The sequence below is a fragment of the Pseudomonas sp. AF32 genome (assembly GCF_022342325.2).
GTDB classification, from domain to species: Bacteria; Pseudomonadota; Gammaproteobacteria; order Pseudomonadales; family Pseudomonadaceae; genus Aquipseudomonas; species Aquipseudomonas uvaldensis.
In genome coordinates this window covers 43,357-65,972 of the sequence record NZ_RQJK02000020.1, presented here as the reverse complement: position 1 = coordinate 65,972, position 22,616 = coordinate 43,357, and the positions used below count along the sequence as shown (strand labels likewise).

20 protein-coding genes and 1 pseudogene are annotated in these 22,616 nt (G+C 62.9%); 15 read left to right on the top strand and 6 right to left on the bottom strand.

Annotated features, from left to right (window positions below; translation table 11 throughout):
* The first annotated feature begins 53 nt into the window (after positions 1 to 53).
* The 7 genes from EGM97_RS19020 (at position 54) to EGM97_RS18990 (ending at position 8,192) form a co-directional block, all read left to right on the top strand.
* Entirely contained in the window at positions 54 to 668 is a 615-nt protein-coding gene (locus EGM97_RS19020) for a response regulator transcription factor (RefSeq protein ID WP_238960848.1), read from the top strand.
* A gap of 118 nt (positions 669 to 786) precedes the next feature.
* Positions 787 to 1,653: a pirin family protein gene (locus tag EGM97_RS19015; RefSeq protein WP_238960847.1), complete on the top strand. Its 867-nt coding sequence runs from the start codon at positions 787 to 789 to the stop codon at positions 1,651 to 1,653.
* A gap of 204 nt (positions 1,654 to 1,857) precedes the next feature.
* Positions 1,858 to 3,300 (top strand): mechanosensitive ion channel family protein, encoded by a 1,443-nt coding sequence (locus EGM97_RS19010; RefSeq protein WP_238960846.1) that lies wholly within the window; start codon positions 1,858 to 1,860, stop codon positions 3,298 to 3,300.
* Between the two features lie 166 nt (positions 3,301 to 3,466).
* On the top strand, positions 3,467 to 3,907 hold the full coding sequence (locus EGM97_RS19005; RefSeq protein ID WP_238960845.1) for a carboxymuconolactone decarboxylase family protein: 441 nt from the start codon (positions 3,467 to 3,469) through the stop codon (positions 3,905 to 3,907).
* Between the two features lie 212 nt (positions 3,908 to 4,119).
* Positions 4,120 to 4,620 (top strand): sigma-70 family RNA polymerase sigma factor, encoded by a 501-nt coding sequence (locus tag EGM97_RS19000; protein ID WP_238960882.1) that lies wholly within the window; start codon positions 4,120 to 4,122, stop codon positions 4,618 to 4,620.
* A gap of 51 nt (positions 4,621 to 4,671) precedes the next feature.
* On the top strand, positions 4,672 to 5,655 hold the full coding sequence (locus EGM97_RS18995; protein ID WP_238960844.1) for a FecR family protein: 984 nt from the start codon (positions 4,672 to 4,674) through the stop codon (positions 5,653 to 5,655).
* Between the two features lie 98 nt (positions 5,656 to 5,753).
* Positions 5,754 to 8,192: a TonB-dependent siderophore receptor gene (locus tag EGM97_RS18990; protein WP_238960843.1), complete on the top strand. Its 2,439-nt coding sequence runs from the start codon at positions 5,754 to 5,756 to the stop codon at positions 8,190 to 8,192.
* Between the two features lie 176 nt (positions 8,193 to 8,368).
* Here the strand turns inward: EGM97_RS18990 and EGM97_RS18985 are convergent, their stop codons facing one another.
* The gene (locus EGM97_RS18985; RefSeq protein WP_238960842.1) at positions 8,369 to 9,520 is read right to left on the bottom strand and encodes an MFS transporter; all 1,152 of its coding nucleotides are present in this window, start codon (positions 9,518 to 9,520) and stop codon (positions 8,369 to 8,371) included.
* Between the two features lie 207 nt (positions 9,521 to 9,727).
* Between EGM97_RS18985 and EGM97_RS18980 the strand changes: the two genes are divergently transcribed.
* On the top strand, positions 9,728 to 10,720 hold the full coding sequence (locus EGM97_RS18980; protein WP_238960841.1) for a diaminopimelate epimerase: 993 nt from the start codon (positions 9,728 to 9,730) through the stop codon (positions 10,718 to 10,720).
* A 171-nt stretch (positions 10,721 to 10,891) separates the two neighbouring features.
* Here EGM97_RS18980 and codA read toward each other — a convergent pair whose 3' ends face one another.
* The 5 genes from codA to EGM97_RS18955 all read right to left on the bottom strand — a co-directional run bounded on the left by codA (position 10,892) and on the right by EGM97_RS18955 (position 16,130).
* Entirely contained in the window at positions 10,892 to 12,139 is a 1,248-nt protein-coding gene (gene codA, locus EGM97_RS18975) for a cytosine deaminase (protein WP_053147542.1), read from the bottom strand.
* Between the two features lie 14 nt (positions 12,140 to 12,153).
* Positions 12,154 to 13,425: a cytosine permease gene (codB, locus tag EGM97_RS18970; protein WP_238960840.1), complete on the bottom strand. Its 1,272-nt coding sequence runs from the start codon at positions 13,423 to 13,425 to the stop codon at positions 12,154 to 12,156.
* 278 nt (positions 13,426 to 13,703) lie between these two features.
* Complete coding sequence (locus EGM97_RS18965) at positions 13,704 to 14,534, bottom strand: alpha/beta fold hydrolase (RefSeq protein ID WP_238960839.1); 831 nt, start codon at positions 14,532 to 14,534, stop codon at positions 13,704 to 13,706.
* A 75-nt stretch (positions 14,535 to 14,609) separates the two neighbouring features.
* Positions 14,610 to 14,966 (bottom strand): 6-carboxytetrahydropterin synthase QueD, encoded by a 357-nt coding sequence (gene queD, locus EGM97_RS18960; protein WP_047700553.1) that lies wholly within the window; start codon positions 14,964 to 14,966, stop codon positions 14,610 to 14,612.
* A gap of 84 nt (positions 14,967 to 15,050) precedes the next feature.
* Positions 15,051 to 16,130 carry a patatin-like phospholipase domain-containing protein gene (locus EGM97_RS18955; protein WP_238960838.1) on the bottom strand — a complete coding sequence of 360 codons (1,080 nt, stop codon included), beginning with the start codon at positions 16,128 to 16,130 and terminating at the stop codon, positions 15,051 to 15,053.
* 166 nt (positions 16,131 to 16,296) lie between these two features.
* Between EGM97_RS18955 and EGM97_RS18950 the strand changes: the two genes are divergently transcribed.
* From EGM97_RS18950 to EGM97_RS18920, 7 genes and pseudogenes are all read left to right on the top strand, one after another.
* The gene (locus EGM97_RS18950; RefSeq protein ID WP_238960837.1) at positions 16,297 to 16,605 is read left to right on the top strand and encodes a PepSY domain-containing protein; all 309 of its coding nucleotides are present in this window, start codon (positions 16,297 to 16,299) and stop codon (positions 16,603 to 16,605) included.
* A complete protein-coding gene (locus tag EGM97_RS18945) occupies positions 16,605 to 16,916 on the top strand; it encodes a PepSY domain-containing protein (RefSeq protein WP_053147550.1) in 312 nt (103 codons plus the stop codon). The genes EGM97_RS18950 and EGM97_RS18945 overlap by 1 nt, the downstream gene beginning before the upstream one ends.
* A complete protein-coding gene (locus EGM97_RS18940; protein ID WP_053147555.1) occupies positions 16,916 to 17,584 on the top strand; it encodes a response regulator transcription factor in 669 nt (222 codons plus the stop codon). Before EGM97_RS18945 ends, EGM97_RS18940 begins: the two co-directional genes overlap by 1 nt.
* Before the next feature lie 10 nt (positions 17,585 to 17,594).
* Complete coding sequence (locus EGM97_RS18935; RefSeq protein ID WP_238960836.1) at positions 17,595 to 18,908, top strand: ATP-binding protein; 1,314 nt, start codon at positions 17,595 to 17,597, stop codon at positions 18,906 to 18,908.
* Between the two features lie 347 nt (positions 18,909 to 19,255).
* The gene (locus tag EGM97_RS18930; protein WP_238960881.1) at positions 19,256 to 20,572 is read left to right on the top strand and encodes a Na+/H+ antiporter family protein; all 1,317 of its coding nucleotides are present in this window, start codon (positions 19,256 to 19,258) and stop codon (positions 20,570 to 20,572) included.
* Between the two features lie 49 nt (positions 20,573 to 20,621).
* Positions 20,622 to 21,515 (top strand): annotated as a pseudogene (locus tag EGM97_RS18925) (cache domain-containing protein); the annotation flags it as partial.
* Between the two features lie 84 nt (positions 21,516 to 21,599).
* A complete protein-coding gene (locus EGM97_RS18920; protein ID WP_477788835.1) occupies positions 21,600 to 22,421 on the top strand; it encodes a methyl-accepting chemotaxis protein in 822 nt (273 codons plus the stop codon).
* The last annotated feature ends 195 nt before the right edge of the window (positions 22,422 to 22,616 follow it).

The window sequence follows — 22,616 nt, the reverse complement described above, 5'->3', positions numbered from 1 at the left end:
AGTCCGGTGCACCCATGGCATCGGTGCCGTTTATTTTCGTCCGGGGAGTAGCCTTGAAAAACGTGTTGATCGTCGATGACCACCCTGTCATACGGGGGGCATTGCGGCTCATTTGCCAGAACGAAGGGTTTAGCCGTGTCAGAGACGCCAGCGGCGTGGCCGATGCCAGGGCAATGATCAAGGAGAGTGCGCCGGACCTGGTCATCCTGGACCTGGTCATGAACGGCTTCGATGGCCTGGACCTGTTGGTGTGGATCATGGCCCAATACCCGGAGTGCGCTGTGCTGGTGTTCACCTCCCAGGATGCGCAGCACTTCTGTAACCGTTGTATCTCGGCGGGGGCGAGGGGCTTCGTGACCAAGAAAAGCGACCTGAAGGAACTGGCCAAGGCGCTTCATGCCCTGAAATCCGGTTATTCCTACTTCCCCCAGATGCCGGTCAGGCTGGACCTGCGACAGCGCACCGAACAGCAGGCCCTGGAAAGTCTTTCCACCCGCGAGCTGTCTATCCTGCGAATGCTCGCCATGGGCATGCGGGGCAAGGATGTCGCCGAGTCTCTGTTTCTGAGCCCGAAAACCGTCAGCACCTACAAGACTCGCCTGCTGGAAAAGCTTGGCTTGAAGACGCTGGTGGGGTTGTCGGATTTCGCCAAGCGCAATCACCTGTAAAACGTCATGATCGTTCTTCATATAGAACGCTGAGGCTGATTTTTACAGCCTAGTGGATTGGCGCAGTCGCCTTTAATCTGTCTCCATCGCTTGGCCTTACCGGATTTGGAGACGCAGCATGAAACGCATCATTGGCCTTTACGCCAGCCCACGGCCCCATTGGGTCGGTGACGGTTTCCCGGTTCGCACGTTATTTTCCTACGACAGCCTGGGCGAGCACATCAGTCCGTTCCTGCTGCTGGACCACGCGGCCCCGACCGAATTTGCCCCCACCGGGGAGCGTCGTGGTGTAGGCCAGCATCCGCACCGGGGGTTCGAAACCGTGACCATCGTCTACCAGGGCGAACTGGAACACCGGGACTCCACCGGCAGTGGCGGCAGGATCGGCCCAGGTGACGTGCAGTGGATGACTGCCGGTTCCGGCATTATCCACGAAGAATTTCATTCCCCAGCCTTTGCCCGCCAGGGTGGATTCATGGAAATGGTCCAGCTGTGGGTCAACTTGCCCGCCAAGGACAAGATGACGCCGGCCGGCTACCAGACCCTCCTCGACGGCGATATTCCGGATATTGCCTTGAAAGACGATGCCGGCCGTTTGCGCCTGATTGCCGGCACTTTCCAGGGGCAGCACGGACCGGCGAAGACCTTCACCCCGATCGACCTATGGGACCTGCGCTTGAACGCGGGGAAAAGTCTGACCCTGGACCTGCATGAGGGCCGCAACGTCGCGCTGGTGGTGCTGCGCGGTACGGTCCAGGTCAATGGTCGCGAGCGGGCCGAGGCCGGGCAGCTCGCCCTGTTCGACCGGTCTGGCGAGCGGATAACGCTGCAAGCCAATGACGATGCGGTAGTGCTATTGCTCAGCGGTGAACCGATCGACGAACCCATCGTCGGCCATGGCCCGTTCGTGATGAACAGCGAGCAGGAAATTCATCAGGCTTTCAGCGATTTTCATTCCGGGCGCTTTGGACGGATGGATGACTGAAGCCTACGCGGCTTTTGTGGCGCGATCCAATCACTGACGAACCGGGACTCTGTGGGAGCGGGCTTGCTCGCGAAGGCGCAGGCACAGTCGACACCTTTGTCGACTGTGCCGTCCTCTTCGCGAGCAAGCCCGCTCCCACAAAAGTTTGTGGCGTGTTCAATCTGTGCCAATCTTCGCTCCAATGATTTTCCTGGAGCTGTCCCGATGCTGTCTCTGATTGCCGACCACCCGCTGCTCTGCGCCCTGGTGCTGCTTGTCCTCGACTTGCTGTTGTGGCGATTGGTCAGTGTGGAGCGGACCTATTGGAAGATAGGCGGGCGGCTGGCGATCTTTTCCTTGTTCAGCATGCTGCTGTTCAACGAAGGCCTCAATCCCATGCAACCGGCGCAGTGGGTCGACGACGTACCCAGGCACCTGGCGGCCACCGGCCTGCAGATCGCCTGGTGGTTGTTTGCCGCGCGCACGCTGACGGTGATGATCGGCGCGGCGATGATGCAACGGGTCGGCCATACCGGACGGTTGTTGCAGGATCTGCTCGGCGCGGTGATCTTCCTGATTGCCGTCATCGCGGCCCTGGCCTATGTGCTGGACCTGCCGGTCAAGGGCGTGTTGGCGACCTCCGGGGCCATGGCGATCATTGTCGGCCTGGCGTTGCAAAGCACCCTCAGCGACGTGTTCTCCGGCATCGTGCTCAACACCACCAAGCCCTATCAGCTCGATGACTGGATTTCCATCGATGGCACCGAAGGCCGGGTCACCGATATCGACTGGCGGGCCACGCGGTTGCAGACGTCCCAGGGCAGCATGGCAGTGATTCCCAACTCATTGGCAGCCAAGGCCAAGATCGTCAATTTCAGCCGGCCCAGCGATGTACACGGGCTGTCCATCAGCGTCCAGGTCAGCCCCCATGCCCGGCCGCAGAAAGTGATCGACGCGTTGGAGCGGGCCATGATCGGCTGCCGTGCGCTGCTTCCCACTCCAGCCCCTTGCGTCACGCTCAAGAGCTCCGGCAGCGACGGGGCGCAATACGAGATCAGCGGGTTCGTCGCCTCGATGAGTCAGAAGCGCGAGGTGCGCAACCAATTGTTCGATCTGGCGTTCCGGCATTTGCGTGCGTCTGGCATCAGCCTGCTGTCCACCGGCGAAAACGCCTTGGCCAATGGCGCGTCGCGACCGCGGGCGTTGTTGGACAGTTCGAGCATTTTCTCCACCTTGCGCCCGGAAGAAAAAGACACCTTCAGCCAGAACATGACCCTGCAGACCTTCCGCGCCGGGGACATGATCCTGCCGGCGGGCGAGGTCAGCGATCACCTGTTCATCATTGAGTCGGGCGTGGTCAGCGTGACGATGGTTCGCAATGGCCAGGTGCTGGAAGGCGGGCGCATGGGGCCGGGGGAAGTGATTGGTGAAGCGGGCATCGTTGCAGATCAGGCGACGTTGGCGGATTTTTCGGCCAAAACGTACTGCACCCTTTATCGCATCGAAAAGGATTACCTCAAGCCCTGCCTCGACGCCCGTCACGACATCAACGATGCCATGAAAAACCTCCTGGACTTCCGCATGCACCTGGCCCAGAACCTGACCCGCGAGGCGCCCAAGCCCGTCGCCAAGAAGCGCTTTCTGCAATGGTTGCGCAGCCGGGCCTGAACAGGTCCTGAAGTCGTCCCCTGTGGCGAGGGGATAAATCCCCTCGCCACAGGCGACAATGTCCTTCGGCATCCATTGGCCACCCGAACTTCCCAATAATTGGCTATTTGTACGGCGCCACCTCAAGGCTAACGTAGCGCCACACCCAATCGTTCTGGAGTTCACCATGCAACCGCGTATCGATTTCTACACCGCTTCCCCTGAGGCTTTCAAAGCCATGATGGCCCTGGAAACCGCCGTTTCGAAGCTGGGCCTGGAAAAGTCCCTGCTCGAACTGGTCAAGCTGCGTTCCTCGCAGATCAACGGCTGCGCCTTCTGCATCGACATGCACACCGCCGATGCCCGCAAGGACGGTGAGACCGAACGTCGCCTGTATGCCGTGACCGCCTGGCGTGAAGCGCCGTTCTTCACCGGCCGTGAGCGCGCCGCGCTGGCCTGGACCGAAGCCTTGACCCGCCTGAGCGAAACCCACGCACCGGACGCCGACTACGAATTGCTGAGCCAGCATTTCAACCCCAAGGAAATGGTCGACCTGACGGTGGCGATCAACGCCATCAATGGCTGGAACCGCCTGGCGGTGGGCTTTCGCAAGATGCCCGAGGCGTAATTGAGCGAAGAAAATACCTGTGGGAGCGAGCCTGCTCGCGATGCGGTAGGGCATTCAATAGTGTATTGACTGTCGCACTGCCATCGCGAGCAGGCTCACTCCCACTGGACATTCTCATTTCCGAAAGCTTCGGATGACAGGCAGCGCAATAGGTTTGCCTCTCATTAATAGGAAGCATTACTATTCACGCCCCGTTCCCGCAGCGCGCCGTGATGATCCCCAAGTTGCCCCGCAGACCCGGCTTTTTCGAGCATTACGAAGAGTTGATCGGGACCTGGACCCGTCGCCTGCGCAATCGCGAGCAGGCCGAGGACCTGGCTCACGACACCTTCGTGCGGGTGCTCGAAGCTGATTCGGCCGGGGTCGAGCAGCCGAGGGCTTATCTGCACCAGACGGCACGCAACATTGCAGTGGATGGCTTTAGGCGCGAAGATCGACGGGGTGCCATGGAGGAGGCAGCAGTCGACTTCAGCCAGTCGCTTACCAGCGACCCGGAGCACTTCATGCACGCGATCCAACTGGCGGACTCCATCGAACAGGCGCTTGCCGAGCTGCCGGCCAATTGCCGCACGGTGTTTGTCTGGCAGAAGATCGAAGGCCTGACCCAGGCGGAGATCGCCGAGCGCCTGGGCCTGTCAAAAAACATGGTGGAAAAGTATATGATCCGCACCCTGCGGCATCTGCGCGATCGCCTGGACGGGCCAGGACAATGATTCGCCGTCATCTTCCACTTGAACCCGCTCACCCGAACCCGAGGACCTTCCATGATGGATAGCCGTGAATGCCCCTGCGGGCAGAACCGGGTTCGCGACGAGGCGGCGCAATGGTTCGTGCGCTTGCAGGCCCCTGTCATGGGTGTCGACGAGCGTCAGCGTTTTAATGGCTGGCTGGACGAACACCCCAACCATCGAGATGAAATCCAGCTGCTGCAAGGCATCTGGAGCGCGACGGACTTGCTGCCCCGCGAGCGTCTGCGAGCGTTGTGCGAACCGCCCGCCAAACGTCCCGCGCGTCGACCATTGCTGCGCTATGCCGTGGCCGCCGGGTTGCTGGCGATGGCGGTCGGGCTGGGGCTGTTCAGCGGCCTGGGCTCTTCCACCGACTACAGCGCTGAATTCGCGACGGCCCTCGGTGAGCGCCGGCACGTCGCGCTGCCGGATGGCTCGGTAATCGATCTCAATAGTCGCAGCCGGGTGCGTATTCAATACGCGCACCATCAACGGCGGGTGGAATTGGCCGAGGGCGAGGCCTTGTTTCGCGTCGAGCATGACGCGGACCGACCTTTTACCGTTGATGCCGGCAACGGCCAGGTGACCGTCACCGGGACGCGCTTCGACGTGCGCCGTGACGTCGACAAGACTCGGGTGGCAGTGGAGCAGGGCAGCGTCAAGGTCCAGGGGCGCGATGTGTCCCAGGCCCGCTTTGTCAGCCTCACGGCCGGCCTGGGTACCCAGATCGACGCTCAGGGCAAGGTCGCCACGCCTTATGCCATCGATGCCGATGCGCTCACTGCCTGGCGCAATGGCAAGCTGGTGTTTACCAATGCCTCGTTGAACGAGGTGGCCGAAGAGGTTTCCCGCTATCGCGCCAAACCCCTGCGGGTCGGCAGCGCGGCGGTGGGCAACCTGCGCCTGACCAGCGTGTTCCGCTCGGACAACCCCGAGGCGCTGCTCAAAGCCTTGCCGAACATCCTGCCCGTGGCCATCCGTACGCTGGAGGACGGCAGCCAGGAAATAATTGCGCGATAGATTCAGGTTTTTTTCGAGTTCTTCGTCTTCTTGTCCAACTGCAACTGGTTTGCATTAACAGACGCGTATTCTTGCGATTCCACAGGACAAGGTTCGACGTGAAAACTTCTGCCAAAAATAACAAACGCCTCCACCCACGCTGGTTGCCACTGGCCCTGACACTGGCGGTCAGCGCCGTGATGCCCCAGGCGTTCGCCAATCAGGCGACCAGCGCTATCCATATCCAGGCGCAGCCGCTGGGCCAGGCCTTGAGCCAGTTGGCGCAGCAGACCTCGTTGCAAGTGTTCTTCAGCCCGGAACTGGTGGCGGGCAAGCAGGCGCCGGCGGTGGATGGCAACTTGTCCCCCGAAGCGGCGCTGCGCCAGTTGCTGCAAGGCAGTGGCCTGCAATATCAGATCAATGACGGCTCGGTGACGGTGCTGCCGGCGCCTTCGGCCACCAACGGCGGTCCGTTGGAACTGGGCACCACGGATATCCAGGTAGTCGGCGACTGGCTCGGCGATGCCAACGCCGAAGTGGTGCAGAACCACCCCGGCGCACGTACGGTGATCCGCCGCGAGGCGATGCAGGAGCAGGGCGCCATGAACGTCGGCGATGTGCTGCGACGTGTGCCCGGCGTGCAAGTGCAGGATGCCAACGGCACCGGTGGCAGCGATATTTCCCTCAACGTCGGCGTTCGCGGCCTCACTTCGCGCCTGTCGCCGCGCTCCACGGTGCTCATCGACGGCGTGCCGGCGGCGTTCGCGCCTTATGGCCAGCCGCAACTGTCCATGGCGCCGATTTCCTCGGGCAACCTGGACAGCATCGATGTGGTACGCGGCGCTGGCTCCGTGCGCTACGGGCCGCAGAACGTCGGCGGGGTCATCAATTTCGTGACCCGCGCCATCCCCGAGAAAGCCACCGGTGAAATCGGATCCACCCTGGAAACCTCCCAGCGCGGCGGCTGGAAGCACATCGACACGGCGTTCCTCGGCGGCACCGCTGACAATGGCCTGGGCGTGGCGCTCCTGTATTCGGGCGTCAACGGCAATGGTTATCGCCAGAGCAACAACGGCAACGACATCGACGACGTCATCCTCAAGACCCACTGGGCACCCACCGATGTGGACGATTTCTCACTGAATTTTCACTATTACGACGCCAAGGCCGACATGCCGGGCGGCCTGACCCAGAAGCAGTACGACGCCGACCCGTACCAGTCCGACCGCGACTGGGACAATTTCAGCGGACGGCGCAAGGACGTGTCCTTCAAGTGGATCCGGGAAATCAGCGACCGCACCCAGGCCGAAGTGCTGACTTACTATTCCGACAGCTACCGCGGCAGCACCATTGCATCGCGGGACCAGCGCAACCTGGTGTCCTACCCGCGCACCTATTACACCTTCGGCATCGAGCCGCGGGTGTCCCATGTGTTTGACCTGGGTGCTACCACCCAGGAGGCTAGCGTCGGCTATCGCTACCTCAAGGAAGGCATGCACGAAGAGGCCAGTCGCCTGGCGCTGCGGGATAATCAGCCGGTGGTGCGTCCCGGTTCCGACGGCCATGTCTACCAGGATCGTACCGGTGGCACCGAGGCCCATGCGGTCTACATCGATGACAAGATCGACGTCGGCAAATGGACCATCACGCCGGGCATCCGCTTCGAAAGCATCAGCACCGAATGGCACGACCGGCCGGTGCTCGACACCGCCGGCCGCCCCGTGCAGGAAAAACGCCGCAGCATCGACAGCAACGAGCCATTGCCAGCCCTGAGCGTGATGTACCACTTGTCCGATGCATGGAAGCTGTTCGCCAACTACGAAACGTCGTTTGGCAGCCTGCAGTATTTCCAGCTTGGCCAGGGCGGTGACGGCAACAATACGGCCAACGGCCTGAGCCCGGAAAAAGCCAAGACCTACGAGATTGGTACGCGCTACAACGATGACGTTTGGGGTGGGGAAGTGACGCTGTTCTACATCGACTTCGATGACGAACTGCAGTACATCAGCAACGACATCGGCTGGACCAACATGGGCGCCACCAAGCACCAGGGCCTGGAAGCCTCGGTGCACTATGACCTGGCCGCGCTGGACCCGCGTCTCGAAGGCTTGAGCGCCAATGCCGGTTTCACCTACACCCGAGCGACCTACGAAGGCCAGATCCCGAGCTTCAAGGGCCGCGACCTGCCGTTCTACTCCCGTCAGGTAGCGAACGTGGGCTTGCGCTATGAAGTCAACCGTTGGACCTACAACCTCGATGCCTTTGCCCAATCCAAACAACGCTCACCCGGTAACAACGTGAATGCCGATGGCAGCTTCAGTGACAACTACATCACCGACGGCAGCGCCGACGGGCAGTTCGGCGACATGCCGGGCTACGTATTGTGGAACGTGCGCGGCGGCTATGACTTCGGGGAGCAAATGTCGAACCTGAAAGTCGGCGCCGGGGTGAAGAACCTGTTCGATCACCAGTACTACACCCGTTCGAGCGACAACAACTCGGGGATCTACGTGGGGGCGCCGCGCACGTTCTTCGTGCAGGCGAGTGTGGGGTTTTGATTGAAACTTGAAGTTTCACACAACCCTTTGTGGCGAGGGGATTTATCCCCGCTGGGCTGCGAAGCAGCCCTAAAACCAAGCCCCTCGGTGTGCCTGACACACCGCATTGATGGTTGAGGGCTGCTGCGCAGCCCAGCGGGGATAAATCCCCTCGCCACAGGGGGACGGTGTAAGGCTCAGACTTTGAGCACTTTCCCACTGGCCGCTACCGCCACCAGTGACAGCGCAATCAGCCCGAACGCAATGCTCAGGCTGCTGCCATGGGCCACGAACCCGATCAGCGCCGGGCCGGCAAGGATGCCGGCGTAGCCGATGGTGGTGATGGCCGGTACGGCAATCGCTTCGGGCATCAGGGTCTGTTTGCCGACGGCGGTGTACAGCACCGGCACGATGTTCGAACAACCGGCCCCCACCAATCCATATCCCAGCAACGCCGCCTGCCACATCGGTGCCAGGGTCGCCAGCAGGAATCCCGTCGCCGCAAGGGCCCCGCCGTAGATGATGATGCGTTTGGGCCCCAGGCGACGCACCACTGAATCGCCCGTCAACCGGCCGACGGTCATCGTTAGCGCGAACGCGGCATAACCCAGCCCGGCGTAGGCGGTTTCCACCCCGCGCTCGGTGGTGAGGAACACCGCACTCCAGTCCAGCACCGCGCCCTCGGCCAGAAATACGATGAAACAGAGGATGCCGATGAACAACACCACGCCATGGGGAATGGCAAACGCCGGTCCCGAACTCTCACTGCCGTAGGGCAGCAGATGCGGTGCCGCCTTGAACAGCGCCACCAACAGCAAGGCGTTGACCACCAGTGTCGCTCCCAGGGGCGAGAGCCCAAGGCCGAGCAAGGCACTGACCCCGGCCGCACCAATGATGCCCCCCAGGCTGAACATGCCGTGGAAGCCCGACATCATGGTCTTGCCACTGGCTCGCTCGACGATCACCGCTTGCAGGTTGACCGTCGAATCCACGGTGCCAAGCCCGGCACCGAACACGAACAGCGCGGCCACCAGCCAGGGTAGCGTCGTCATCGTCGCCAGCAACGGCAGAGCCAGGCAGATCAGGATCGTGCCGCCGCTGAGCACCCGACGGCAGCCGAAGCGCGCCGCCAGCGCGCCGGAAATCGGCATCGCCAGGATCGATCCCACCCCCAGGCACAACAGCAGCAGCCCGAGCGTGCCTTCATCGAGATTGGCCCGGACCTTGGCATAAGGCACCAGCGGCGCCCAGGCCGCGATGCCGACACCGGCGATCAGATAGGCGATGCGGGTGGACATCTGTTCCAGGCGTCCGGGGATAAAGGTTGGCGGTGGGGTGATGGCAGTCATGAAACGTCCTTGGTCTGGCGATGCGGTGGTGCGGGCAGGGCCCTATGCTTGCATATTCACTGACCGTGCTGCGACTCCAAGGTGCCGACCGCGTTGTCTGCATCGCGAGCAAGCTTTGCTCCCTCCGTTATGCGTTGATGATTTTGCTCCTGTCGGGGCGCTCGGCATAAAGTACGGCCTCTTGCTGGCGAATACCGGGTTGGGTCCATGACGCAGTTTTATGATGCACGCGGCAATGTTTATGGTGTGGTTTCACCGCAACAGGTCCGTGCCCGGGGCATAGACCTGCCCTCGTCGGCCGGGCAGGCGGCAAGGGCGCGGGAGGGTTGGGCCTCGGCCGTCGTCCATGCCTTTTGCAGCTGGGCGCCGGGCGAAGCGCCGCCGGGGGCCAAGGCCCATCGCTGCGACGGCTTGCTGATCGGGCCATTCCAGAACGAGCCGCCGTTCGATCTGTTGATCGTCAACACCGATGGCACTCTGGCCGAGCGCAGCGGCAATGGTCTGACGATCTTTTCCCAGGCGTTGCGAGAGAAGGGCCTGATGCCGGGTGAGGGCAATTGTGTGTTGCAGGTCCATCACGGCAGGGGTGACGGCCTGTCGCCCTTGCAAACGTCGGTCCGGCCTGCCGAGTTCGAGGGCTCCCCCGGTTTCTGGCTGGACCTGGGGCAGCCCGCGTTCGGACCTCGGGCGGTGGGTGCGGGGGGCGTGGAGACGGTGACGCTCAATCAACGGGACATCAGCCGGGTGGCCGGGCTGCACGCGCTGAACCCGGCATGGGGCAACAGTCAGTTCGTGAGCATCGGCAATCCACACTGTGTGACGCTGGTCGATAGCGCCGACGCCTTGCCGGAAAACTCGCAGATGCGCGCCACGGCGTTGTCGCAAAGCCTGACGCGCATCGCCTATGCCGCGCCCGGTGGGGACGGGGTTCCCTGTCAGGCGGGTGTAAACCTGCAATGGGCTCGGCTTGAAGCACCGGGACGGATCGCTGCCCGCGTCTTCGAGCGCGGCGAAGGTCCCACCGCCTCCTCGGGCACCAGCGCCAGCGCCGTGGCGTGCGCTGCGTGGCGGGTGGGGTGGGTGACGGCGGGCCCGGTGAAGGTGGTCATGCCGGGCGGTACGGCGCCGATCCTGTTGCAGGAGCAAGGGGGTGAGCTGATTCGGGTGAGTTTGTTCGGGGCTGCCAGAGTGCTTGAGTGATGCGTTGAGGCTGATGGCCCCTTCGCGAGCAAGCCCGCTCCCACATTCGATCTATAGTGGACATGAATGTCAGGTTCGGCACGAAACCCGTGTGGGAGCGGGCTTGCTCGCGAAGGGGCCGGCACGTCGAACAGCAATGCCTCAGCACCAACACCATCGCGAGTACACCCTTCAGCCCACCTGCGCCCCAAACTCCACCACCGGCATCTGCCGCTTCATCAACACTGCGCCATTGCGAATCGAATAAAGCGGCAACCCCTGGCTGCGGATCACTTCGTAATCACTGTCGGCCGACAGGATCAGCAGGTTCGCCGGCCGCCCGGGTTCCAACCCGTAGCGCTCGCCCAGTGCCATGGCCTTGGCGCTGTTGTCCGTGACCAGGTCCAGGGCGCTTTGCAGGTTGCGGTAGCCGAGCATGTGGCAGATGTGCAGCCCGGCCTCCAGCACCCGCAGGATGTTGCCGTTGCCCAGCGGGTACCACGGATCGACGATGGAATCCTGACCGAAGCACACGTTCATCCCGGCTTCGAGCAGTTCATTGACCCGCGTGACACCGCGGCGCTTGGGAAAGGTGTCGAAGCGCCCCTGCAAGTGGATGCTTTCGGTGGGGCAGGAGACAAAACTGATGCCCGAGTGCCCGAGCAGACGAAACAGTTTCGCGCAGTAGGCATTGTCGTAGGAGCCCATGGCCGTGGTGTGGCTGGCCGTCACCCGGCTGCCCATGTCGCGGCTGCGGGCTTCTTCGGCGAGCACTTCCAGGAAGCGCGAATGCGGGTCGTCGGTTTCGTCGCAATGCACATCCACCAGGCAGCCGGTGCGTTCGGCCAGGTCCATCAGGAATTTCACCGAGCTGACGCCCTGGTCGCGGGTGTATTCGAAGTGCGGGATGCCGCCCACCACATCGGCGCCCATGCGGATCGCTTCTTCCATCAGCTCGCGGCCGTTGCGGTAGGACTCGATGCCTTCCTGGGGAAACGCGACGATCTGCATGTCGACCAGATGACGACTCTCCTCGCGCACTTGCAGCATGGCCTTGAGGGCGGTGAGTTCGGGGTCGGTCACGTCGACGTGGGTGCGCACGTGCTGGATGCCATGGGCGGCGAGGGCCTGGATGGTTTTTTGGGCGCGGGTCCGGGTGTCTTCCTGGGTGATGGTGGCTTTGCGCTCACCCCAGCACTCGATGCCTTCGAACAGCGTGCCGCTCATGTTCCAGCGCGGTTCGCCGGCGGTGAGGGTGGCGTCCAGGTGTATATGCGGTTCGACGAAGGGCGGCACCACCAGGTTGCCGCCGGCATCGAGGTCGTCGGGGCCGAGGCTGGGGGCTTCGGTCTGGCGGGCGATGTTGGCGATCAGGCCGTTTTCCAGGTGCAGCTCATGCAAGCCTTCGCGGTTGCGCAGGCGGGCGTTGATGATGTGCATCGGGCGAGTCCTTGTTATAGGTCTTGGAGTGGCGCAACAGCGGTGCGGGTACCCATGACGCCGGTCAATAACACATACGTTAGCGCGCCGGTGGCGATTCCTACCAGTGGCGCGATCCATGGCGAGTTGAACGCGGCGACGGTGCCGAGCCCATAGGCCAACAATCCGGGCCAATTGAATGCTGGCAATCGTGCATCCGCCAGGCGTGGGTAACGACCGCGCCAGCGGAAAAAGAAGTCGGCCATGACTACACCGCCAATGGGCGGGATGACTGTTCCCAGCAGGATCAGATACGGCACCAGCATGTCATACATGCCCAGCAGCGCCAGCAGCGTGCCGATCACCGCGCCGCCCAGGGTGACGGTCTTGCGACGACGGGTGCGCAGCAGGTTGCAGCCGGCCACGGCGAAATTGTAGATGGTGTTGTCCTGGGTGCTCCAGATGTTGAGCAGCAGCATCGCCATCGCCGCCATGGCGAAGCCCTGTAACAGCAGCACTTCGACCACGTCCGGCTGTTGGTAAACGATAGCCCCGTAGGCGCCGATCAGCACCATCAGGCCATTGCCGAGGAAGAAGCCGATCAGGCTTGCCAGCACCGCGACTTTCGCCGAGCGGGAGAAGCGTGTCCAGTTGGTCGCCTGGGTCGCGCCGCTGACGAAGGTGCCGAACACCAGCGTGATGGCCGTGGACCAATCGAGGCTGCCCGTGGGCACCACGGCCAGCAAGCCGTCGAAGCCGCCGACTTTCACCGTCGCCACCCACATCGACAGCATCAGCAGCAACACCATCGCTGGCACGGCGATGTAGGAGAGGATTTCCAACCCGCGATAACCGACGTAGGCCGTGGCGCAGAAGCCCAGGCCGAACAGCACCATCAATCCCGACACGGTGCCCTGGTCCAACTGGAAATACTTGCCCAGCACCACTGCCGCGGTCGCCGTGCCCCAGGCGTACCAGCCGATCTGCGTGAAGCCCAGGATCAGGTCGCTGACCTTGCTGCCCATCTCTCCGAAACAGAAACGACCCATCAGCACCGAATTGAGCCCGCTCTTGAACGCGATGTAGCCCAGGCCCGCGGCATACAGGCCCAGCAGCAGGTTGCCGATCACGATCACGGTGAGCATCTCGGCAAAGCCGAACGCCACCCCCAGCTTGCCCCCGGCGAACATCGTGGCGGTGAAGAAGGTGAAGCCCAGCAGCACCATGGCCGTGGAAGCCAGGCCCTTGCGGGCATGCATCGGCACTTCACTCAAGGGGTAGTCGTTGCCCGGATCGTTCTGGGTCATGTGGCGGTCCTTGCGGTCGGAGAGGAAAGTCGCAAGCGTGCAGCGGCCGTGCCAAACGAGTGATCGCGAGTTATTTATAGCCAAACCGGGGACTTTCGTGAGGGAAGAGGGCAAAAGCGGTGCGGGGGTGATTCAAGTTGGATCACGGATCCATTGCCCATGCGGTTTTCTTGTGGAAGCGAGCCTGCTCGCGATGGCGTCAGGTCAGTCTTATCGTTATCGACCGGGATACCGTCATCGCGAGCAGGCTCGCTCCCACTGGGGGAGTGCAGCGTCCCTCAGCTTGCGCAGTGCAATGGCAGAAACTGCAACAGCGCCGCCACGATGGCTTCCGGCGCATCTTCCTGGACCAGGTGCCCGGCGTTCGGAACGGGATGAAATTGCGCCCCCGGGATCATCCGTTGCAGGGCCCGGCCGCGTTCGATGGGGATCCACTGGTCGTCTTCTCCCCACAGTATCTGGGTCGGGCAACGCACGTTCGGGTACCTGCCTTCTGCTTCACGGGTATAGCGCTCGTCCATCTGTGCGATCTGCCGGTAGAACGCGGCTTGGCCTGTCTCGCCTAGCCAGGGCTGTACATAGGGCGCCAGCTCCTCGTCCGGAATGTCCCGTTTGATTGCGCCGCGGATGTACGTCGGTACGATGGCCCGTTGAATGTAGTCAGGCAGTCCGCTGAAGGCGGCTTCGTGTTGGCGAACGTGCTGCACGAAGGGGGATCCCCAGGGCGACAGTGCCACCGGGTCGATCAGGGTCAGGCTGCGGTAGTTTTTGCCATTGAGTAAGTGCGTGCGCAGCGCGGTGGCGCCGCCGAAATCGTGGGCCACCACATCCGGGCAATCCAGGCCCCAATGCTCCAGCAGTTGCGTGAGCAGTTGGTTTTGCACCCCAAGGGACACGTCCGCGTCGGGTTGCGCCGATTTGCCGTAGCCCAGCAAGTCGAAGTAATGCACGGTGTGGGTGGCAAGGAACAGCGGGGCGATTCGGTGCCAGACATAGGACGAGAAGGGCGTTCCGTGGACAAATACCAGCGGTGGGCCATCGCCCTGGATGGCGTAGCGGATGGCGTGTCCGTTGAAGTCGTATACCTGATCCAGCGGCCAGTGGGTCATTGGCGTGTCCTCTCGGCATGTTCGAATCCAAGAGCATAGTCACAAAAAACTGGCCAATCAGCCGCCGGGTACCGATCACTCGCCGCGATAGATGCAGCCGCTGGTGCATGTCTCATGGATGCGAATGGCGCTGAGTTCCGGCAACAACGGCTTCAACTCATTCCAGATCCACTTGGCGAGGACTTCGCTGGTGGGGTTCTCCAGACCGGGGATGTCGTTGAGGTAGTTGTGGTCCAGGCGCTCGTACAGCGGCTTGAAAATCGCCTTGATTTCCGAGAAGTCACGAATCCAGCCGGTATGCGGGTCGATGTCGCCGCTCAGGTGGATCGCCACCTTGAACGAGTGGCCGTGCAGGCGGCCGCATTTGTGGCCGTCCGGGACGTGGGGCAGGCGGTGGGCGGATTCGAAGGTAAATTCTTTGAAGATTTCCACGGGGTTCGGGCTCTTTAAGGTAGCGGTCGCGAAGCAGGCGGCGGAGTTTATCAGGTTGGCCCCGGCGTTGCGCGACCGTGCTGACTAAAGGGTCAGCAAACGCTCCCCCAGCCCGCCGTTTGCCGCCAGCTCAAGGAACTCGTCGCCCAGCCGCCGGCTCTCGTCCATCGCCGTGCGCCAGTATTTGCGGCGGCTCGGGTCATCGCCCATGAAGCGCTTGAAGTCGTTACGGTCCGGCAGTTTGCCGAAGGGCAGGCGAGCCAGGTACTCCCGGGACGGCGCGAGCAACAGCACGTCCTGCAGGCGCTCGACGTTGGCCCGGCGCCACGGCAGGGTCTTGTCGAACCAACCGGGAATCACCCGGTCGGTAAAGTGTGGATAAAGCACGATGTCATCGCCGCTGTAGGGCAGGTCGAGGTGATAGTCCAGCAGGCCGCCATCACGGTAGGTGCCGGCACCTGCGCCCGGCAGGTCGCGCACGCCCTCCATCACCATCGGAATCGAACCCGACGCCAGCAGCGCCTGGCGCAGGTTACCGGCTTCCAGCGGGACGAAGCGCGATGGAAAATCATGCAGAGGGTGCAAGGGCGGCGCCAGACGCGGGTCGTGGACGATCAGCCGTTCAAAGTGGCGCGACAGCCGGGCGCGGCCGCGCAGGTTATCCGCAATCACCGACGACAGCCCCAGGCCCAGCCGTCCGCGATGGTCCTGGGCGAGCAGGCCATGGCTTTTGACCACCATGATGTTGAGCCGATAATGGGGATTGCCGAGGATCGAAGCGTCGCGGCCTTCGAGCAGGTCGTCGAGCATGCGTTGCGAACTCTGGCTGACACTGGCCATGGTCACGCCTTTGGAGAAGCTCTGCTCGTTGTACAGGGTACCCAGGCGCCGGATCCCTTCGGCGGCGTCCGGCAGGCAGGCGCTGGCGAAGCGCCAGGAACCCACCGAGGCCCCGATCAGCGAACGCTCCCGAGGGGCGGCGGGCAGCCATTCGCCAAACAAGGCCAGGTCCAGCCCCTGGATCCCCAAGGCCTTGGGGCCGCCGGCGGCGCCGGGCAGGATACCGACGTCGGCCGCGTCGAGGCCCGCCTGGCGAATCCGTGCGAAAGCCCGGGGGCCGGCCTTGAGGGTGAGGGCGGGGAACTTGATATGGATGGCGGTCATACCGGTCTCTTGGCTTGGGCAAGCAACGGATTATAGCGACACACTCTTGCTGTGGGCTCCCACAAGGTTTGGTCACATTGATCTGAGTTCCATGATGGCAATTCAGTTTCAGTTAAGTTCATCCCGATACAGTCGCCCCGTGACGATTATAAAAAGGAGACACCCCGTGAACCGCCTGACTGCCTTCTTCATCGCGATGCTCATGGTCCTCGGTGCCGGCCTGGCCCACGCACGAGATCTTACAGACGACGAGGCCCAAAAACTGAAGGACGCTGGTACCATCCTGACCTATGAAAAACTCAACGCCGCTGCCTTGGCCAAACACCCTGGCGCCACGTTGACCGATGCCGAGCTGGAAGAAGAGTACGGCAAGTTCATCTATCAAGTGGAACTGCGCGATGCCAAGGGCATTGACTGGGACCTGGAACTGGACGCCGTGACCGGTGAGGTGCTCAAGAATCATCAGGATACGTAATGAAGCTTAATCGATGCGCCCGCCGTCCATGGCCGCTGGCGCTGCTGGCGTTTTGCTCGGTGGTCATGGCTCGGGACCTTGACCAGGACGAGGCCCTGCAATTGCGCCAACAGGGCGTGATATTGCCGCTGGAACACCTGCTGCAACAGGCGCTGGACCTGCACCCCGGCGCCAAGCTGCTGGAGGCCGAGCTGGAAGAGAAGCACGGCGTTTATATTTACGAGGTCGAGTTGCTGGATACCGACGGCGTCGTGCGCGAACTGGACCTTGAGGCCAAGACCGGCCGTTTACTCAAAGATAAGGAAGACTGATGCGCCTGCTTCTGGTGGAAGATCATGTTCCCCTGGCCGACGAGTTGATGGCCGGGCTGACGCGGCAGGGTTATGCCGTCGATTGGCTCGCCGATGGTCGCGACGCGGTGTACCAGGGTAGCAGCGAGCCCTATGACCTGATCATCCTCGATCTTGGCCTGCCGGGGGTTCCCGGGCTCGACGTGCTGGCCCAATGGCGGGCCGGCGGCTTGAGCACTCCGGTGTTGATTCTCACGGCGCGTGGTTCCTGGGCCGAGCGCATCGAAGGCCTCAAGGCCGGTGCCGACGACTACCTGACCAAGCCCTTTCACCCTGAGGAATTGCACCTGCGGGTCCAGGGGTTGCTGCGCCGGTCCCACGGCCAGGCCAACCAGCCGACGCTCCAGGCCGCCGGCTTGCATCTGGATGAGGGCCGGCAGTGCGTGGTTCGCGATGGCACGGACATCCAGCTCACCGCCGCCGAATTTCGCCTGTTGCGCTATTTCATGCTCCATCCCGAGCAGATCCTGTCCAAGAGCCACCTTGCCGAACATTTGTACGACGGTGAAACCGAGCGTGACTCCAATGTGCTTGAAGTTCACGTCAATCACCTGCGGCGCAAGCTGGGGCGCAGCGTGATCGAAACCCGTCGCGGCCAGGGTTACCTGTTCGGCGGGCAGGCGCAATGAGCGCCGCGCGTTGAGGTCCATTCAGCGGCGCCTGAGCCTGGGCCTGATCGGTGTGATGGTGGTGGTCGGCCTGGTCCTGGCGCAGACCAGCCTGTGGCTGTTCGAACTGGGTCTGCAGCGTTATCTCGAAGCGGGGTTGCGCAACGACAGCGAAAGCCTGCTGGTGGCCCTGGTGCGTGGCCCACAGGGATTGCAACTGGATGAGCGACGCCTGTCGCCGGCTTACCTGCGGCCTTTCTCCGGGCACTATTTCCGCATCGATTTTGCCGACGTGCACTGGCGTTCCCGTTCCCTGTGGGATCAGGAATTGCCCCGGCTCGATCATCCGGGCCTGCACAGTAACCTGCAACTGGGACCGGAAGGGCAGAAGCTGCTGGTATTGCGCACCGACTACCGGCGCCTGGGACAGGCGATCACCATCAGCGTGGCCCAGGACTACACGCCGGTGCGCGACAGTTTTCGGCGCATCCAACAAATCGGCCTTGGCCTTGGCCTGGCGGGGTTGCTGCTGATTCTATTGCTGCAGCGGTTCACGGTGCACCGGGCCCTGCGCCCGCTGGAGCGAGCCCGGGAACAGATTGCCCAGCTCCAGCGCGGGCAGCGCTCGCAACTCGACGAGCAGGTGCCCCGGGAGCTGGAGCCGCTGGTGACGCAGATCAACCACTTGTTGGCCCACACAGAAGACAGCCTCAAGCGTTCGCGCAATGCCCTGGGCAACCTGGGTCATGCCTTGAAGACCCCGCTGGCGGTGCTGCAAAGTCTGGCCTCGAACGAAAAGCTCGACCCGTACCCTGAATTGCGCGCATTGCTGCTCGATCAGCTGGAGCAGGTCCGGCAGCGCCTGAATCGTGAACTCAACCGCGCCCGGCTGTCCGGCGATGCTTTGCCGGGGGCGCACCTGGACTGCGATGCCGAACTGCCGGGACTGCTGGCGACGTTGAACATGATTCACGGCGAGCACCTGCATCTGGAATACGTCGCCGCGCCAGGCCTGCATTTGCCCTGGGACCGTGAGGACCTGTTGGAGCTGCTGGGCAACCTGTTGGACAACGCCTGCAAATGGGCGGACGCCGAAGTGCGCCTGACCGTGACCGAGACGGCCGGGGCATTCGTCCTGGCGGTGGAAGACGACGGCCCGGGCATCCCCCCGGACCGGCGCGACCAGGTGTTCAGCCGAGGCACGCGCCTGGACGAACAGACCGATGGCCATGGCCTGGGGCTCGGCATCGTACGGGACATCGTCGATACCTGGGGCGGGACACTGGCCTTGCATGACAGTGAATGGGGCGGGTTGAAAGTCCTGATTGAACTGCCTAAGCGCTGACGTACTTCACGACCCAACACCCCTTGTGGGAGCGGGGTTTTGGGGGGGGGGGAGGGGGGGGGGGGGGAGGGAGGGGAGTGGGGGAAGAGGGTCTGAGGAGAAGCCCGAGCCACCCGAAGACCACTTTTTTGGGGGGGGGGTGGGTTGGGTGGGAGCTTTTTCCTCCCCCCCCCCCCCCCCCCCCCCCCCCCCCCCCCCCCCCCCCCACCCCCGCTCCCACAGGGACGGTGCGACAACGTAGCGTTCGAAAACCCGCCGCATGGCCCTTGCAGGCTGGCGCCGCTTGCTGCACAGTCGCGACCTTTTTGTCCGGTGGCTTTCCATCGCTGTGCTTTGAGGTAACGATGATAAATGCAGTAATTGCCGCGGTTGGCGTCATGTTGGTACTCAGCCTGTCCCGCGTGCATGTGGTGATCGCGCTGATTATCGGCGCGTTGGTGGGTGGCCTGACCGGTGGCCTGGGCATCGAGGCGACGCTCAAGGCGTTCAACGCCGGCCTGGGCGGTGGGGCGACGGTGGCGTTGTCCTATGCGTTGCTCGGCGCGTTCGCGGTGGCGATTGCCAAGTCGGGCATGGCCCATGCCTTGGCCGACAAGGCCCTGGCCATGGTGGATCGCCAGGACGCCGCCGGTGGTTCCGGTGTGAAGTGGGTGCTGATCGGCTTGTTGGGCAGCGTCGCCGTCGCTTCCCAGAACATCCTGCCGATCCACATCGCCTTCATCCCGCTGTTGGTACCGCCGCTTCTGTATGTGCTGACCAAGCTCCAGCTCGACCGCCGGCTGATCGCCTGCGTCATGACCTTCGGCCTGATCACCCCCTACATGTTCCTGCCGGTGGGCTTCGGCAACATCTTCCTCAATGAAATTCTGCTGGCCAACATCGCCCGCAGCGGCGTGGACGTCAGCGGCATCAACGTCACCCATGCCATGGGCATCCCCGCGCTGGGCATGGTGTTCGGCCTGCTGCTGTCGTTGTTCAGCTACCGCAGGAAGCGGGTCTACGACCTGAAGAAAATCGCCCGGGTCGAGCAAGTGGCAGTGCGCTATAACCCGATGAGCCTGATGGTGGCCGGGCTTGCAGTGGTGGCGGCGTTCGCCGTGCAACTGTTGGTGGATTCGATGATCATCGGTGCCTTGGTCGGCTTTCTGATCTTCTCGCTGTCAGGCGTGGTGCGCTGGCGCGAGACCGACGATCTGTTCACCGAAGGCATGAAGATGATGGCGATGATCGGCTTTATCATGATCGCCGCCTCGGGTTTCGCCGAAGTGATGAAGGCCACCGGTGAAGTCCAGAGCCTGGTGGAGGCGTCTGCAGGCTGGATCGGCCATAACAAGGGCATCGGCGCGCTGCTGATGCTGCTGGTGGGGCTGCTGGTGACCATGGGCATCGGCTCGTCGTTTTCCACGGTGCCGATCCTGGCGACGATTTTCGTGCCGCTGTGCCTGCAACTGGGCTTCAGCCCGCTGGCCATCGTCTGCATCGTCGGCACAGCGGGTGCTCTCGGCGATGCCGGCTCGCCGGCCTCGGACTCGACCCTGGGCCCGACCTCCGGCCTGAACATCGACGGCCAGCACAATCACATCTGGGACACCGTGGTCCCGACTTTCATCCACTACAACCTGCCGTTGCTGGCGTTTGGTTGGGTGGCGGCGATGGTGTTGTAACTTCAGACCGCGTCGTCTTCATCGCGAGCAGGCTCGCTCTCGCACTGGAATGCAGTTCCTGTGGGAGCGAGCCTGCTCGCGATTGCTTTTTGATATTGCCCTACAGTTTTTCCGCGCCGGGCCGCTAATACAGCTAACCACTCCAATAACGCCAACAAGAGTGAACAGCATGCGCCTGAGCCTGAAGGCTAAAGTCCTGTCCCTGGCAATACTGCCGGTACTGTTGTCCGCCGTGATCATCAGCCTGACCACGGCCTTCATCCTGAACGAGCAGGCCAGCAACGAAGTCCAGCAGACCCGTGAGCGTTTGCTGGCCGAGGCCAAGGCCACGCTGCAGAACTACGTGGCGGTGGGCCTCACGGCCATCAAGCCGTTGTACGATGCTGCCGCCCCCGGCGATAACGCGGCACGGGCCGAGGCGATCAAGCTGCTGTCGAACGTCAGTTACGGCAAGGACGGCTACTTCTTCGGCTACGACTCCGAAACCATACGCCTGTTCAAGGCCAACAGCCCCGATGGCGTGGGCAAGAGTTTCAAGGACAACCGCGACCCGAACGGTGTCTACGTCAACCGTGACCTGGTGAAGGTCGCCAAGGACGGGACCCACTACCTCGAATACAGCTCGCCACTGCCCAACAGCAAGGACCTGGTGCCCAAGCTCGGCTACACCGAATACCTGCCCAAATGGGACATGGCAGTGGGCAGCTCGGTCAACCTGGATGGCATCGAAGCCCAGGTCGCCCTGGTGGAAGCCAAAGTCCATGAGCGTGTGCAAGGGGTGATATTGAGCATTGTCGGCATCGCCGCCGTCGTGTTGCTGGTGATTGCGGTGGCGGGGCTGCTGCTGGCCAACACCATCCTGCGACCGCTGCACCTGATGAAAGACAACCTCGATGACATCGCAGCGGGTGAGGGCGACCTGACCCGGCGACTGGCCATCACCAGCCAGGACGAGCTCGGCCAACTGGCCGGTTCGTTCAACCGCTTCGTCGACAAGATTCACAGCCTGGTACGGCAGATCACTGACATGACCTCGCAACTGACCGGGTTGGTGACTCAGGTGTCCGAACAGGCCCAGCGTTCCGAGCAGGCCATGGAGCGGCAGCGCCACGAAACCGACCAGGTCGCCACGGCGATCAACCAGATGTCCTCGGCCGCACAGGAAGTGGCTCGCAGCGCCCAGGGCGCGGCTGTTGCGGCCCAGCAGACCGATGAAGAGGGCCAGTCCGCCAAGCGCGTGGTGGCCGGCAGCATCCAGCAGATTCATGCACTGGTCGAGGATATCCGCAGCAGCGGCGTGTCCCTGGACAGTCTGCAACAGGACGTGGCCTCGATTGTCAGCGTGCTGGGGGTGATTCGTTCGATTGCCGAGCAGACCAACCTGCTGGCCCTCAACGCCGCCATCGAGGCCGCGCGGGCCGGGGAGGCCGGGCGCGGCTTTGCGGTGGTGGCCGATGAAGTACGGGCCCTGGCCAGTCGGACCCAGCAGAGCACCCAGGAAATCCAGGGCATGATCGACCGCCTGCAATCGGGTACCCATGCCGCCGTGGAAGCGATGCGCCGCTCCAGTGAGGCCGGCGATGGTACGTCGGTGCGGGCCAACGAGGCGGGCGCGTCCCTGGACACCATGGCGCAGCTTATTGGCACCATCAACTCCATGAACGCCCAGATCGCCAGCGCCGCCGAGGAGCAAACCGCCGTGGCCGAGGAAATCAACCGCAGCGTGCACCAGATCGCCGTGGCGGTGGACACCGTCGCCGACGAAACCCAACTCGGCGCCCAAACCTCCCGCAGCCTGAACGAGCTGGGCCAGCGCCTGGGCAAACTCGTAGGTCAGTTCCGGATCTGATCCCCAGGAGCTGCCGAAGGCTGCGGTCTTTCGCTCTCGATCCAGATGCAACGCCTGGGCAACCGGGCCCTATCGGGAGAGGAGGACCGCAGCCTTCGGCAGTTTCTGTTGCGATCCAAAGGCCAATGCATGCCCATGTGGGAGCGGGCTTGCTCGCGAATGCGGTGTGTCAGGCAATACATTCACTTCTGACGC

Coding starts and splice junctions, on each gene's coding strand:
- EGM97_RS19000 (WP_238960882.1), top strand. CDS start 4,120: ATGATCCCCAAGTTGCCCCGCAGACCCGGCTTTTTCGAGCATTACGAA.
- EGM97_RS18995 (WP_238960844.1), top strand. CDS start 4,672: ATGATGGATAGCCGTGAATGCCCCTGCGGGCAGAACCGGGTTCGCGAC.
- EGM97_RS18920 (WP_477788835.1), top strand. CDS start 21,600: ATGACCTCGCAACTGACCGGGTTGGTGACTCAGGTGTCCGAACAGGCC.
- EGM97_RS18955 (WP_238960838.1), bottom strand. CDS start 16,130: ATGACCGCCATCCATATCAAGTTCCCCGCCCTCACCCTCAAGGCCGGC.
- EGM97_RS19010 (WP_238960846.1), top strand. CDS start 1,858: ATGCTGTCTCTGATTGCCGACCACCCGCTGCTCTGCGCCCTGGTGCTG.
- EGM97_RS19005 (WP_238960845.1), top strand. CDS start 3,467: ATGCAACCGCGTATCGATTTCTACACCGCTTCCCCTGAGGCTTTCAAA.
- EGM97_RS18985 (WP_238960842.1), bottom strand. CDS start 9,520: ATGACTGCCATCACCCCACCGCCAACCTTTATCCCCGGACGCCTGGAA.
- codB (WP_238960840.1), bottom strand. CDS start 13,425: ATGACCCAGAACGATCCGGGCAACGACTACCCCTTGAGTGAAGTGCCG.
- EGM97_RS18965 (WP_238960839.1), bottom strand. CDS start 14,534: ATGACCCACTGGCCGCTGGATCAGGTATACGACTTCAACGGACACGCC.
- EGM97_RS18945 (WP_053147550.1), top strand. CDS start 16,605: ATGAAGCTTAATCGATGCGCCCGCCGTCCATGGCCGCTGGCGCTGCTG.
- EGM97_RS18940 (WP_053147555.1), top strand. CDS start 16,916: ATGCGCCTGCTTCTGGTGGAAGATCATGTTCCCCTGGCCGACGAGTTG.
- EGM97_RS19015 (WP_238960847.1), top strand. CDS start 787: ATGAAACGCATCATTGGCCTTTACGCCAGCCCACGGCCCCATTGGGTC.
- EGM97_RS18980 (WP_238960841.1), top strand. CDS start 9,728: ATGACGCAGTTTTATGATGCACGCGGCAATGTTTATGGTGTGGTTTCA.
- codA (WP_053147542.1), bottom strand. CDS start 12,139: ATGCACATCATCAACGCCCGCCTGCGCAACCGCGAAGGCTTGCATGAG.